Below are 14,747 nucleotides of genomic sequence, written 5' to 3'. Positions count from 1 at the left end.
CTGCCTGGTCGGCTGCCTGAGCAAACGCTCAGTCGGTCGCCGATTGTTCCAGGCGGACGACGACGGACTTGCTGGTGGGGGTGTTGCTGGTGTCAGCGGTGGCGTCCAGCGGGATCAGGACGTTGGTCTCCGGGTAGTACGCGGCCGCGCAGCCCCGGGCCGTCGGGTAGTGGACGACGCGGAAGCCGGGGGCGCGGCGCTCCACGCTGTCCGTCCACTCGCTGACCAGGTCGACGTAGGAGCCGTCCGCGAGGCCCAGGGCCTGGGCGTCGTGGGGGCTGACGAGGACGACCCGGCGGCCGTTCCTGATGCCGCGGTAGCGGTCGTCGAGGCCGTAGATCGTGGTGTTGTACTGGTCGTGCGAGCGCAGGGTCTGCAGCAGCAGCCGGCCCTCGGGGAGCTTCGGGTACTCGACGGGCGCGGCCGTGAAGTTCGCCTTGCCGGTGGTGGTGGGGAAGCGCCGCTCGTCGCGCGGGCCGTGCGGCAGCGTGAAGCCGCCAGGGCGGCCGGCGGAACCGGTCACGCGCGCGTTGAAGTCCTCGAAGCCCGGGATGACGTTCGCGATGCGGTCGCGGATCGTGGCGTAGTCCTTCTCGAACTCCTCCCACGGCGTGCGTGACGCCTCGCCGAGGACGCGGCGCGCGAGGCGGGCCACGATCGCCGGCTCCGACAGGAGGTGCTTGCTCGCGGGCGCGAGGCGGCCGCGTGAGGCGTGGACCATGCTCATGGAGTCCTCGACGGTCACGAACTGTTCGCCGCTGCCCTGAAGGTCCCGCTCGGTGCGGCCGAGGGTCGGCAGGATCAGGGCGCGCGCGCCGGTGACCGCGTGGGAGCGGTTGAGCTTCGTCGACACGTGCACCGTCAGGGCGGCGCGGCGCATCGCGGCCTCCGTGACGTCGGTGTCGGGGGAGGCCGCCACGAAGTTGCCGCCCATCGCGAAGAACACCTTCGCCTCGCCGTCGCGCAGTGCCTCGATGGCCCGTACGACGTCGAAGCCGTGCTCGCGGGGCGGTGCGAAGCCGAACTCCTTCTCCAGGGCGTTCAGGAAGGCCGGCGCGGGGCGCTCGAAGACGCCCATGGTGCGGTCGCCCTGCACGTTGGAGTGGCCGCGCACCGGGCACACGCCCGCGCCTGGGCGGCCGATGTTCCCGCGCAGGAGCAGGAAGTTGACGACCTCGCGGATCGTGGGCACCGAGTGCTTGTGCTGGGTGAGGCCCATCGCCCAGCACACGACGGTGCGCTCGGAGGCGAGTACCAGGGCGAGGGCTTCCTCGATCTCGGCACGCTCCAGGCCCGTCGCCGTCAGCGTCGCGTCCCAGTCGGCGGCGCGGGCGGCCTCGGTGAACTCCTCGTAGCCGTGGGTGTGTTCCTCTATGAAGGCGTCGTCGACGGCGCCTTCCGTCTCGAGGATCAGCTTGTTCAGGAGGCGGAAGAGGGCCTGGTCCCCGCCGAGGCGGATCTGGAGGAACAGGTCGGTCAGGGTGGCGCCCTTGAACATGCCCTGCGGGGTCTGCGGGTTCTTGAAACGTTCGAGTCCGGCCTCGGGCAGGGGGTTGATCGTGATGATCTTCGCGCCGTTCGCCTTCGCCTTCTCCAGGGCGGAGAGCATGCGCGGGTGGTTCGTGCCCGGGTTCTGCCCGGCCACGATGATCAGGTCGGACTTGTAGAGGTCCTCCAGGGAGACGCTGCCCTTGCCGATGCCGATGGTCTCCGTGAGCGCGGAACCGGACGACTCATGGCACATGTTCGAGCAGTCGGGCAGGTTGTTCGTGCCGAACTCGCGGGCGAACAGCTGGTAGAGGAACGCCGCCTCGTTGCTCGTGCGGCCCGAGGTGTAGAACACGGCCTCGTCGGGGGAGGCCAGGGCGGCCAGCTCCTCGGCGATGATGTCGAAGGCGCGCTCCCAGGACACCGGCTCGTAGCGATCGGCGCCGTCCGCGAGATACATGGGGTGCGTGAGGCGGCCTTGCTGGCCCAGCCAGTACCCGGAGCGGGTCGCGAGGTCGGCGACCGGGTGCGCGGTGAAGAAGTCCGGCGTGACCCTGCGCAGGGTGGCCTCCTCGGCGACCGCCTTCGCGCCGTTCTCGCAGAACTCCGCCTTGTGCCGGTGGTCGGGCTCGGGCCAGGCGCAGCCCGGGCAGTCGAAGCCGTCTTTCTGATTGACGCGGAGAAGGGTGAGCGCGGTGCGGCGCACGCCCATCTGCTGCTGGGCGATCTTGAGGGAATGGGCGACGGCGGGCAGTCCGGCGGCGGCGCGCAGCGGCGCGTCCACCTGCGGCGCGTCCTGGACCGGATCTCCCGTGGGCGGCTTCGTTGCCATCGTCTGTTCCCCTTCGAGCACACGTGTGAGGTACGTCGCCGATCCTCGCACGCACGACTGACAGCCCTCGTCGGAGGCCCGTGACGGACCGGACTGTCAGTGGGGCGTGGCAGGATCGGGGGCGTGGCAGAGACAGCAGCGAAGAAGACCGAGAAGAAGACCTCAGGCAGCCGGCCGCGGCTGATGCTCATGGACGGGCATTCGCTGGCGTACCGCGCGTTCTTCGCGCTGCCCGCGGAGAATTTCACGACCGCGACCGGACAGCCGACGAACGCGATCTACGGCTTCGCCTCGATGCTGGCGAACACGCTGCGCGACGAGGCGCCCACGCATTTCGCGGTGGCGTTCGACGTCTCGCGCAAGACGTGGCGCTCCGAGGAGTTCACGGAGTACAAGGCGAATCGTTCGAAGACCCCGGACGAGTTCAAGGGGCAGGTCGAGCTGATCGGCGAGCTCCTCGACGCGATGCACACCCCGCGCTTCGCGGTCGACGGGTTCGAGGCGGACGACATCATCGCCACGCTCGCGACCCAGGCCGAGGCCGCCGGGTTCGACGTCCTGGTCGTCACCGGCGACCGGGACTCCTTCCAGCTCGTCAGCGACCACGTCACGGTGCTCTACCCGACGAAGGGCGTCTCGGAGCTGACGCGGTTCACGCCGGAGAAGGTCGAGGAGAAGTACGGGCTCACGCCGGCCCAGTACCCCGACTTCGCGGCCCTGCGTGGCGACCCGTCGGACAACCTGCCGGGCATCCCCGGCGTCGGCGAGAAGACCGCCGCGAAGTGGATCAACCAGTTCGGTTCGTTCGCCGAGCTCGTGCTGCGCGCCGAAGAGGTCAAGGGCAAGGCCGGGCAGAATTTCCGCGACCACATCGAAGCCGTCAAGCTGAACCGCCGGCTCACCGAGATGGTGCGTGACGTCGAGCTCCCCAAGACGGTCGAAGACCTGGAGCGCGCCGCGTACGACCGCACGGCCGTCGCGATGGTCCTCGACACCCTGGAGATCCGTAACCCGTCACTGCGCGAGCGGCTCCTCGCCGTCGACCCGGGCGCCGAGGAGGCCGAGCAGACGCCTGCCGAGCCCGGCGTCGACGTCGACGGCTCGGTGCTCGGCGCGGGCGAGGTGGCCCCATGGCTCGCCGAGCACGGCGACGCCGCCCTGGGCCTCGCCACGGTCGACACCTGGACGCTCGGTGCGGGATCCGTCACCGAGGTGGCGCTCGCCGGCGCCGGGGGAGCCGCCGCCTGGTTCGACCCCACCCAGCTCGACGAGGCCGACGAGAACGCGTTCGCGACGTGGCTCGCCGACGCCGCGAAGCCCAAGGTCCTGCACAACGCGAAGAACGTCATGCGGGTCTTCGCCGAGCACGGCTGGACCGTCGACGGCGTCACGATGGACACGGCGCTCGCCGCGTACCTGGTCAAGCCCGGCCGCCGCTCCTTCGCGCTCGACGCGCTGACCCTGGAGTACCTGGGCCGTGAGCTCGCCCCGGCGGCGGCCGACGGACAGCTCGCCTTCGGTGCGGAGGACGACGACCAGGCCGAGGCCGACGCGCTCATGGTGCACGCCCGCGCGATCCTCGACCTCGGCGAGGCCTTCGGCGGGAAGCTCCGGGAAGTCGGCGCGGCCGACCTCCTCAAGGACGTCGAGCTGCCCACGTCCACGCTCCTCGCGCGCATGGAGCGGCACGGCATCGCCGCCGACCGCGCCCACCTGGAGGCCATGGAGCAGATGTTCGCGGGCGCCGTCCAGCAGGCCGTGAAGGAGGCGCACGCCTCCGTGGGCCACGAGTTCAACCTCGGCTCGCCCAAGCAGCTCCAGGAAGTCTTCTTCGGCGAGCTAGACCTGCCCAAGACGAAGAAGACGAAGACCGGGTACACGACGGACGCGGACGCGCTCGCCTGGCTGGCCACGCAGACCGACCACGAACTCCCCGTGATCATGCTGCGCCACCGCGAGCAGGCCAAGCTTCGGGTCACCGTCGAGGGCCTCATCAAGACGATCGCCGCGGACGGCCGCATCCACACGACGTTCAACCAGACCGTCGCCGCGACGGGCCGGCTCTCCTCGACCGACCCGAACCTGCAGAACATCCCGGTCCGCACCGACGAGGGCCGCGCCATCCGCCGCGGCTTCGTCCTCGGCGAGGGCTTCGAGTCGCTCATGACCGCGGACTACAGCCAGATCGAGCTGCGCGTCATGGCGCACCTCTCCGAGGACGAGGGCCTCCTCGAGGCGTTCACCTCCGGCGAGGACCTGCACACCACGGTCGGCGCGCAGGTCTTCGGCGTCGAGCGGTCCGCCGTCGACGCGGAGATGCGCCGCAAGATCAAGGCCATGTCGTACGGGCTCGCCTACGGCCTGTCCGCGTTCGGCCTGTCCGGGCAGCTGAACATCGAGCCGGGCGAGGCGCGGGTCCTCATGGACACGTACTTCGAGCGGTTCGGCGGCGTGCGCGACTATCTGCGCCGCGTCGTCGACGAGGCCCGCGCCACGGGCTACACCGAGACGATGCTCGGCCGCCGCCGGTATCTGCCGGACCTCAACAGCGACAACCGCCAGCGGCGTGAGATGGCCGAGCGCATGGCGCTCAACGCGCCCATCCAGGGCACGGCCGCCGACATCGTCAAGATCGCCATGCTGAACGTGGACAAGGCGCTCAAGGACGCGAAGCTCAAGTCCCGGCTGCTGCTCCAGGTCCATGACGAAATCGTCCTGGAGATCGCCCCGGGCGAGGCCGCGGCGGCGGAGGAGCTGGTCCGGCGCGAGATGGCCGGGGCCGTGCATCTGCGGGCGCCGCTGGACGTGTCGGTGGGCGTGGGCCCGGACTGGGAGTCCGCGGCGCACTAGCCTGCGGCTGGCCGTAGTTCGGGCCGTAGTTCGGGTAGGCCGTAGTTCAGGTAAGGGGCGGAGCCAATGGGCTCCGCCCCTTACTGCGTTCGCCGTTGTAGCGTCACCGTTGTTGTTTCACCGGCGCCGGCGCCACCCCGCGACCGGCCGGACCTCGACGCCCCCGCACGAGGAGCGCGTGCACGACCAGACCGAGTACGAGGCCCGCGCCCCCGCCGAAGCAGAGGGTCGGGATGATCTCCCACGGCTTGGCGACAGCGCCCCAGTACGTCCACCAGCGCACCGTCCGCACCCCCGCGGCCACCGCCACGCACCCGCCGATCACGAACGCCGCCACCCACCGCTCACTCACGGAGAGCTGAGGCAGCGCGGCGCGGGCGTCGGCGGCGGCCGCCGAGGGGACACGGCGCACCGCCGACACCACGAAGAGCACCATCACGACGAGCGCGACCGCCGAACCCCCGTACTGCGCGTACCAGTAGAGAGGGGAGCCGGCGATCTTCTCGCCGAGGACCGGGAAGACACGCATGCCCCACCGGTCGAGATGCGTGAACGCGTCCCACACCACGTGCGTCGTCGCGCCCAGGACGGCGGACACGTACCACCACCACACCGCGGCCACCGGCCGCCGCTCCCACGCGAAAGCGTCGGCCGGACGTCCGGAGCCCGCACCCCGCGCCACGACGAGGACCGGCCCCCGCGCCCGCCCCGGCAGCAGCGCGATCACCGGCTCCCGCAGCAGGCGCCACAGGCCGACCAGTACCGCGGCGACGGCCACGTCGATCGTGAAGACGCCCGGGAAGGAGTGGGTGAAGTCCCCGAACTCCATCGCCCCCGGCACCGCACTCGCCGCGAAGTACGTCACGTCGGGCGCGAACGAGCCCGCCACCAGCAGCGAGGGCACGAGCGCGCCGCGCCCCGTGCCGTCGCGGCGGACGGCCGGCAGCACGGCCGCGGCGTGGCTGATCGTGAACGGCAAGTGGACCCCCTCGGACGGTTCCTGATGCGGTGCGTACGCGGTGCCGCTCAGTATGGCCCGTGGCGATCGCGGTAACGCGTACATGGCCAACCGGCAAAAATCGGGCACGAACGGGTGTCTGCGCGCTGGAAGTTGTCGTAGTGTCGCCTGGGTCACTCCACGCCGGGGAGCGCGGACTGACCCGTAAACGGTCGGCAATCGGAGGGGCTCACGGTATGGCGGCGCTATTCGGAAAGCGGTTGCGCAGGTCCGCGATGACGACCGCTGTGGCGGCTGCCGCCGTGGCGGCGCTCTCCGCGTCCCAGGCGCCCGGCCTCACCGACACGCAGAACGGCAGACAGTCCACCGCCGACGCGGCGCCCTCGCCCGGCGACTCGGCGACCGGCAACTCCCCTTACTACACCGATCTGCCGGACCTCAACAGCCCCACCGCGCCGCCCAGTACGGGTCCCGGCAGCCCGGGTGGCACGGGTACCGGCGCGAACGAGGCCGGTATCCCGGCCACCGTCCTCGACGCCTACAAGAAGGCCGAGGCGGAGCTCGCCGCGACCAAGCCGGGCTGCAACCTCCCCTGGCAACTCCTCGCCGCGATCGGCAAGGTCGAGTCGGGCCAGGCACGCGGCGGCAACGTCGACGCGAACGGCACGACGCTCAAGCGGATCCTCGGCCCGCCCCTCGACGGCAACGGCTTCGCGAGGATCACCGACACCGACAACGGCGCCTACGACAACGACACGACGCACGACCGGGCCGTCGGCCCCATGCAGTTCATCCCGTCGACCTGGGAGTGGTCCGGCCGCGACGGCAACGGCGACGGCAAGAAGGACCCCAACAACATCTATGACGCCGCCCTCGCCGCCGGCCACTACCTGTGCCGCGGCGACCGCGACCTCTCCCAGAGCGGCGGCCTGCACGCGGCGATCCTGAGCTACAACCACTCGCAGGAGTACCTCAAGACGGTCCTGAAGTGGCTCGAGTTCTACCGCAAGGGCACCCACGAGGTCCCGGACGGCACCGGTGTCCAGCCCGGCGACCGCAGCGACGGCGGCACCGGCCCCAGCCCCTCGCCCTCGCCGAGCAGCCCAGGCACGACCAGCCCGTCCCCGGGCACCTCCAAGCCGCCCAAGCCGTCCAAGTCCGGCGGCAGCCCGAGCACCGGCCCGTCGAAGCCGGGCGGCGGAGGTTCCACGAGCCCCACACCGCCCACGGCCGCCGAGACGGTCACGCGCATCGAGGACGCCGGTACGGGCACGCTCGGTGCGACCGCCGGTGACGCCTTCGCCGAACGTGTCGCCGTCCGCACGGAGAACGCCGCGGGCAAGGGCGTCGGTACGGTCAAGGTGAAGCTCACCGTCGTCGGCGACACGGACCTGGCCTTCAGCGGCGGGTTCAAGACCGTCACCGTCGTCACCGACAGCACCGGCAAGGCCACCGCGCCGCCGCTGCGGGCGGGTGAGGACACCGGCGAGTTCACCGTCCGCGCCACCGTCGTCGACCGGAAGCTGCCCGGCCTCGACTACACGGCGACCGTCTCCGCGCGCCAGGCCGACGCCCTCACCAGGACCGGCGACACGGAACTGACCTGCGAGGCCGGCGGCCAGTTCGCCGACCCGGTCCAGGTCAGGGCCACGTACAAGGGCGACGCCGCCGACGGGGTCGCCACCACGGCCACGCTGATCAAGTCCAAGGACGACGCGACCGAGAACGACAAGGGCCCCTACTTCAAGGACGCGGACGGCAAGGCGACCCGCACCCTCAAGGGCCTCGAGACCGACGGCGACGGCCGCCTCCAGCTGCCGAGGATCTACGCGGACGACGCCACGGGCACGTTCCTGCTCCGCATCAACACCACCGGCGGCGCGACCCTCACCGTCGAACTGAAGGTCACCGCGGCCGGCGCCACGGCATCCCCGTCCCCGTCTGCCTCGCCCTCGGCGACGTAACTCCCGTACGGCACAAGCCGTATCAGCAGCACCCGCGCCGCCCCCTCGCCGTTCACCGGCCGAGGGGGCGGCGCTGTTGTGCAACGTGTTCTCATCTCGGCCGCGCGTTGCTACGGTGCCCCAGCCCTGACGCTCTATCAGATTCCAGATCCGGTGATCCGCCGGGAGGTTGCATGCGTGCCCTGATCGCCGCCGCGACCGGTCTGGCCGTGGCGCTCGCCCTCGTCATCACGATCTCGGCGATCGGCTCCCCGCCCGGCGAGACCTCGCCCAAACCGCTGCTGACCACCGTCCCCAAGCACCCCTGACCCGCCGAGGAGGCCGCCGCGATGCGCCGCAAGGCCAGCCTGATCCTGCTCGCCCTCGCCGTGTTCTGCACGGCGATGTCCCCGCTGATGCGCTGGTACGCGTTCCCGCGCCTCGCGAAGATCCCGGCCGGTCAGTACCAGAACGCCGTCCTGGAGGCCAAGAACCCGACCCTCCTCGACTACGGCTCGATGCAGTCGAAGAAGGTCCCCAAGGTCACCGTCGTCCAGACGCTCAAGGGCAACGTGGAGGCCTCCGAGCAGGTCGAGAAGAGCGCGGGCCGCGACGTCGTCGTCTGGGACTCCCTCTCCTACATCGTCGGACCCGACGGCAAGATGGTCTCCCAGGTCCCCGAGCGCTACGTCTTCGACGCCCACAGCCAGGCACCCGTCCACACCACGGGCAAGTACGCCGAGACCGTCGACGGCGACCAGGTCAGGCGCGACGGCATCGAGTTCAAGTGGCCCTTCCTGACCGAGAAGCGGGACTACGAGTACTACGACGCCCAGGCCCGCGTCACCCGGCCCATCCACTACAAGGGGACCCAGACGTTCCGCGGCCTGAAGGTCTACTACTTCGAACAGACCATCCCGTGGATGAAGGTCCCCCTCCCCAAGACGATGCCGGTCAAGGGCATCACACCTGAGTCCGTCGCCAAGACCGGCACCACCCGCTGGTACACCACGGTCCGCAAGTTCTGGGTCGAGCCGGTCACCGGCGCCCCCGTCTACGGCGAGGAGATCCAGCACAACGAACTCCGCGGCGGCACGCTCCTGGGAGGCCGCGACAGGGTGACGGTCTTCGCCGGGCACGTGAAGATGCGCGAGGACTACATCAGGTCGACGGTCGCCCTCGTCAAGTCCAACCGCGTCCTGGTCGTCCTGCTCACCTCGTACCTGCCGTGGGGCTTCCTGACCCTCGGCCTGCTCCTGCTGGCGCTCTCCCTGTGGCTCGAAGCCCGCAGCCGCCGCCCGGGCGAGCCCGAGGCCGCCCCGGAGCACGAACCGGAACCCGTCAGCGCCTGAGCCGCGCACTCGTGTGCCGCGTCGCGACCGCCCCCGCCGGATCCTCGGGCCACGGATGCTTCGGGTACCGGCCGCGCAGCTCGGCCCGCACCGCCCGGTACCCCTCGCGCCAGAAGGAGGCCAGATCCGCCGTCACCGCCGCGGGACGCCCCGCGGGTGACAGCAGATGCACCAGGACCGGCACACCGGCCACACGCGGCGACTCGTGCAGCCCGAACATCTCCTGCAACTTCACGGCCAGTACGGGCTGTTCGGGGTTCGCGTAGTCGATCCGGATCCTGGACCCGCTCGGCACCTCCAGCCGCTCCGGGGCGAGCTCGTCGAGGCGGGCCGCGTCACCGCTCGCCCAGGGAAGCAGCCGCCGCAGCGCCTGCCCCGCGTCGATCCGGCCCAGATCGGACCGGCGCCGCGCCTTGCCGAGCTCCGGCTCCAGCCACTCGTCCACGCGCGCGTGCAGCGCGTCGTCCGACACGTCGGGCCACGGCGCGCCCAGCGTGCGGTGCAGGAACGCGAGCCGCTCCCGCTGCTCCCCAGCCTCCCGTGACCACCGCAGCAGCCCGAACCCCTCCCGCCGCAGCCCCTCCTTCAACGCCTCCCGCACGAGAGCGGGGGCGGCCTCCTTCAAGGGGCGCACGGCGAGCTCCACCGCGCCGAGACGCTCGACGTGCCGCGCCACCAACTCCCCGTCGGCCCACGCCACTTCGTCCCCCTCGGTGCGCAGCGGAGCGGCGGCCCGCAGCGCGACCTCCTCGTCCACGACCGCGGCGAGCCGTACGCGCGCGTGCCCGGCGCCCACGGGCCGGTCGGCGACCGCGACGGCGATCCAGGGCGCGCCCCGCAGCCGTGACCCGTCCGCGAGCGCGGCCCGCGTCCCGGACACCATCAGATACTCGCCGTCGCGCCCACGCCCCACCCGCTCCGGAAAGGCGAGCGCGGCGACGATTCCGGCGACCCGGTCCTCGGACAGGTCCCCGGGTGCGTCGTCCCGCGCCGGGGTCTGCCCGGCCGCCCCCGTGAGCCGCCGCACCTCCGTCTTCCAGCGCGCGGCGTACGCGTCGGCGCCCCGGCGCGCGGTGCGCCACGCGGCGGCCAGGTCGTCGCCGTAGTCGCGGGGCGGCTCCTCGCTCAGGAGGGCGACCACCTCGGCCGCGCGGCGCGCACCCACCACAGGGGTCGCGTCCAGGAGGGCGCGGGCCAGGCGCGGATGCAGGCCGAGGCCCGCGAGGCGGGCGCCGCGCTCCGTGGCCCGGCCCGAGTGCGCCTCGACCGCCCCGATCGCCGTCAGGACGGACCGTGCCGCCGCCATCGCCCCGGCCGGCGGAGCGTCCAGGAGCGCGAGGCCCGAGGCGTCCGGATCGCCCCAGCACGCCGCCTGCAACGCGAACGCCGTCAGGTCCGCAACCTTGATCTCCGGCGCAGGGAACCGCGCCAGCCGTACGTCCTCCGCTTCCGTCCAGCACCGGTACACCACCCCGGGAGCCTCGCGCCCGGCACGCCCCGCCCGCTGCCGCCCCGCCGCCTGCGAGGCCCGTACGGTCGTCAGGGCGCTCAGCCCGCGCGCGTGGTCCACCCGAGGCTCCCGCGCAAGGCCCGAGTCCACGACGACCCGCACACCCGGCACCGTCAGCGACGACTCGGCGACGGACGTAGCGAGCACCACCCGCCGCCGCGTGCCCGCCGAGAGCACCGCGTCCTGCACCGCGGCGGGCGCCCGCCCGTGCACCTGAAGCACGTCGACGTCACCCAGCTCGCCCAGCTGCCCGGCCACGCGCCCGATCTCACCGACCCCCGGCAGGAAACACAGCACATCCCCGCCCTGCTCCCGCAGCGCGCGCCGCACCACCGACGCCACGTGCGTGAGCAACGCCGGATCCACCCGCATCCCGTGCGGCGGCCGCACGGGACGCGCGGGCGGCGCCCACACCGTCTCCACGGGATACGAGATTCCCTCGGCCTCGACCACGGGAGCCCCACCGAGGAGCCGCGCCCACCCCTGCGCGTCCGTCGTCGCCGACGCCGCCACCAGCCGAAGCTCGGGCCGCAGCGCCTCGCGCACGTCGCACAGGAACGCCGCGACGGTGTCCGCGTCCAGATGCCGCTCGTGGACCTCGTCGAGCATCACGACATCCACGCCCGCCAGCTCCTGGTCGCGCTGGAGCCGTTGCAGGAGCACACCCGTCGTGACGACCTCCACGCGCGCGTGGCGCCCCATCACCCGCTCGCCGCGCACCGTGTAGCCGACGCTCTCGCCGGCCTTCTCGCCGAGCAGCCACGCCATCCGCCGCGCCGCGGCCCGCGCCGCGATCCGCCGCGGCTCGGCGACGACGACCCGCCGCGCCGGCCCGTCACCGACGAGCCCGGCGAGCACCAGCGGCACCAAGGTCGTCTTGCCGGTCCCGGGCGGCGCCACGAGAACGGCGCTGCCCGGCGCCGCGGGCCCGTCGAGGGCGTCGCGCAGGCCGGGCAGCGCACTGCGTACAGGCAGGTCCAGAGCGTCGTTACGGATCACATGCTCAGTCTCTCCCCGGGGGCACCCCCGGCCGAAGGCTGGGGGACTTCGGCCGGGGGTGCCCCCATCTAGCTCCGCTCGCAGACGAAGATCGCCGTGCCCGGGATCAGGTTTCCGCGCAGCGGGGACCAGCCGCCCCACTCCTGCGTGTTCCACGCGGGCCACTGCGGCTCGACGAGGTCCACCAGTCGGAAACCGCCGGCCACGATGTCGCGCACCCGGTCACCGACCGTCCTGTGGTGCTCCACATATACGGCGCGTCCCTCGTCGTCCTGCTCCACGTAAGGGGTGCGGTCGAAGTAGGAGGCCGCTACGGACAGGCCCTCCGGGCCCGGCTCGTCCGGGAACGCCCAGCGGATCGGATGCGTCACCGAGAAAACGAACCGGCCGCCGGGCCGCAGCACCCGGTGCACATCCCGGAGCACCCGCACGGAATCGGCGACAAAGGGGAGCGCGCCGTACGCCGAGCAGGCCAGGTCGAACGAGCCGTCCGCGAACGGCAGGGCGCCCGCGTCCGCCTCCACCAGCGGCACCGCGCCGCCGTCGATGCGCAGGGCGTGCTGGAGCTGCCGGTGGGAGAGGTCGAGGGCGACGGGGTGCGCGCCCTGCGCGGCGAGCCAGCGCGAGCACTGCGCCGCGCCCGCGCCGATCTCCAGGATCACCTTGTCCTTCAGGTCCTCCGGCGGGCCGAGCAGCTCGGCCTCCACCTCGTCGAGGCCCTCGGGCCCCCATACGAAACGGTCGTCCCCGAGGAAGGTGCCGTGCTCGACCTGATAGTCGTCCGCGTTCCTGTCCCACCAGCTGCGATTGGCGTGGGAACTCTCCGTGACACCGGCATCACGGCGGGTTGCCTCATGTTCGGACGGTTCGGGCTCTTGGATGATGGGCTCCCTAGTCGTACTCTTCCGTTCAACCCGTCGCGGCGGAGTGCCGAGCGGCCCATGTGGCCTCGTGCGACAGGTTTTGTGCCGGGTATGCGGTGTTCCGCCCCGGGTGTGCGTGTTCGCGCATTGACCCTGTCCGGCTGCCCCCGTATGCTACAAGTTGCGCTGCGAGCCTGCGCTCCTCAGACATAGCAGGCTGCGCTCGCATCTGTATGTATGTCCCCTCGGTTATCGAGGCGCTCCCTTCGGGAGTGGCGCTTCCTGAGCTGTCCGGCCTTCTGCAGTGCGATCACGGGCTCCCGGCGTAGCAGTACCTACGACTTCAATGTCCGTACCGGAGCCCTTACCCACATGACGAGCAGCACCGAGACCACCGCCACCACTCCGCAGGTTGCGGTCAACGACATCGGTGACGAGGAAGCATTCCTCGCCGCGATCGACGAGACGATCAAGTACTTCAACGACGGTGACATCGTCGATGGCGTCATCGTCAAGGTAGACCGGGACGAGGTTCTCCTCGACATCGGTTACAAGACCGAAGGCGTGATCCCGAGCCGCGAGCTCTCGATCAAGCACGATGTCGACCCGAACGAGGTCGTCAAGGTCGGCGACGAGATCGAGGCCCTGGTTCTCCAGAAGGAGGACAAGGAAGGCCGTCTCATCCTGTCCAAGAAGCGTGCGCAGTACGAGCGCGCCTGGGGCACGATCGAGAAGATCAAGGAAGAAGACGGCATCGTCACCGGTACCGTCATCGAGGTCGTCAAGGGTGGACTCATCCTCGACATCGGCCTCCGTGGCTTCCTGCCGGCCTCCCTCGTCGAGATGCGCCGCGTCCGCGACCTCCAGCCCTACGTGGGCAAGGAGCTCGAGGCCAAGATCATCGAGCTGGACAAGAACCGCAACAACGTGGTCCTGTCCCGCCGTGCCTGGCTCGAGCAGACTCAGTCCGAGGTCCGCCAGACGTTCCTCACGACCCTGCAGAAGGGTCAGGTCCGCTCCGGCGTCGTTTCCTCGATCGTCAACTTCGGTGCCTTCGTGGATCTGGGTGGCGTCGACGGTCTCGTGCACGTCTCCGAGCTGTCCTGGAAGCACATCGACCACCCGTCCGAGGTTGTCGAGGTCGGCCAGGAAGTCACCGTCGAGGTCCTCGACGTCGACATGGACCGCGAGCGTGTCTCCCTGTCGCTGAAGGCGACGCAGGAAGACCCGTGGCAGCAGTTCGCCCGTACGCACCAGATCGGCCAGGTCGTCCCCGGCAAGGTCACGAAGCTGGTTCCGTTCGGTGCGTTCGTCCGCGTGGACGAGGGCATCGAGGGTCTGGTCCACATCTCCGAGCTGGCCGAGCGCCACGTGGAGATCCCGGAGCAGGTCGTCCAGGTCAACGACGAGATCTTCGTCAAGGTCATCGACATCGACCTCGAGCGTCGCCGCATCAGCCTCTCGCTGAAGCAGGCCAACGAGGCCTTCGGTGCCGACCCGTCGACGGTCGAGTTCGACCCGACCCTGTACGGCATGGCCGCGTCGTACGACGACCAGGGCAACTACATCTACCCCGAGGGCTTCGACCCCGAGACCAACGACTGGCTCGAGGGCTTCGAGAGCCAGCGCGAGGTGTGGGAGAACCAGTACGCCGAGGCGCAGACGCGCTTCGAGCAGCACCAGGCTCAGGTCATCAAGTCCCGCGAGGCGGACGCCCAGGCCGAGGCCGAGGGTGCTGCCGCCCCGGCCGGCGCCCCGGCTGCCTCCGGTGGCGGCGGCGGCGGTTCGTACTCCTCGGAGTCGGACGACAACTCCGGCGCGCTTGCTTCGGACGAGGCGCTCGCCGCGCTGCGTGAGAAGCTGGCCGGTGGTCAGAGCTGATCTGAACCCTCCGGGGTTCGGTAAGTAGTTGAGCGGGCTCGCACCCTCTGGGTGCGGGCCCGCTTCTCTGT

9 protein-coding genes are annotated in these 14,747 nt (G+C 71.1%); 5 read left to right on the top strand and 4 right to left on the bottom strand.

Translation table 11 applies throughout. The features are described from left to right. Positions 1-28: 28 nt before the first annotated feature. Positions 29-2,320, bottom strand: a complete 2,292-nt coding sequence (locus ACWFR4_RS01095) for an FdhF/YdeP family oxidoreductase (protein WP_453467033.1) — start codon at positions 2,318-2,320, stop codon at positions 29-31. A gap of 123 nt (positions 2,321-2,443) precedes the next feature. On the opposite strand from ACWFR4_RS01095, the gene polA reads away from it, so the two are divergent. Beyond that, a complete protein-coding gene (gene polA, locus ACWFR4_RS01090) occupies positions 2,444-5,170 on the top strand; it encodes a DNA polymerase I (protein ID WP_453650127.1) in 2,727 nt (908 codons plus the stop codon). Between the two features lie 103 nt (positions 5,171-5,273). Here polA and ACWFR4_RS01085 read toward each other — a convergent pair whose 3' ends face one another. Next, entirely contained in the window at positions 5,274-6,149 is an 876-nt protein-coding gene (locus ACWFR4_RS01085; RefSeq protein WP_453650125.1) for a DUF4184 family protein, read from the bottom strand. A 215-nt stretch (positions 6,150-6,364) separates the two neighbouring features. Between ACWFR4_RS01085 and ACWFR4_RS01080 the strand changes: the two genes are divergently transcribed. The 3 genes from ACWFR4_RS01080 to ACWFR4_RS01070 all read left to right on the top strand — a co-directional run bounded on the left by ACWFR4_RS01080 (position 6,365) and on the right by ACWFR4_RS01070 (position 9,423). Beyond that, positions 6,365-8,092, top strand: coding sequence for a lytic transglycosylase domain-containing protein (locus tag ACWFR4_RS01080; RefSeq protein WP_453650123.1), 1,728 nt, complete (start codon positions 6,365-6,367; stop codon positions 8,090-8,092). A 173-nt stretch (positions 8,093-8,265) separates the two neighbouring features. After that, on the top strand, positions 8,266-8,400 hold the full coding sequence (locus tag ACWFR4_RS01075) for an SPW_0924 family protein (protein ID WP_107489191.1): 135 nt from the start codon (positions 8,266-8,268) through the stop codon (positions 8,398-8,400). A 21-nt stretch (positions 8,401-8,421) separates the two neighbouring features. After that, complete coding sequence (locus tag ACWFR4_RS01070) at positions 8,422-9,423, top strand: DUF3068 domain-containing protein (RefSeq protein ID WP_453462571.1); 1,002 nt, start codon at positions 8,422-8,424, stop codon at positions 9,421-9,423. Here the strand turns inward: ACWFR4_RS01070 and hrpB are convergent. Beyond that, positions 9,413-11,932, bottom strand: coding sequence for an ATP-dependent helicase HrpB (gene hrpB, locus ACWFR4_RS01065; protein ID WP_453462574.1), 2,520 nt, complete (start codon positions 11,930-11,932; stop codon positions 9,413-9,415). The two genes, ACWFR4_RS01070 and hrpB, sit on opposite strands and share 11 nt — an antisense overlap. A 68-nt stretch (positions 11,933-12,000) precedes the next feature. Then, entirely contained in the window at positions 12,001-12,816 is an 816-nt protein-coding gene (locus ACWFR4_RS01060) for a class I SAM-dependent methyltransferase (RefSeq protein WP_453462655.1), read from the bottom strand. Positions 12,817-13,167: 351 nt separating this feature from the next. Here ACWFR4_RS01060 and rpsA point away from each other — a divergent pair, with 351 nt between their 5' ends. Continuing rightward, entirely contained in the window at positions 13,168-14,676 is a 1,509-nt protein-coding gene (gene rpsA, locus ACWFR4_RS01055; protein WP_383085710.1) for a 30S ribosomal protein S1, read from the top strand. Positions 14,677-14,747 lie beyond the last annotated feature (71 nt).

This window comes from Streptomyces sp. NPDC055140 (assembly GCF_053607285.1).
This window is presented reverse-complemented; position numbering and strand designations above follow the sequence as displayed.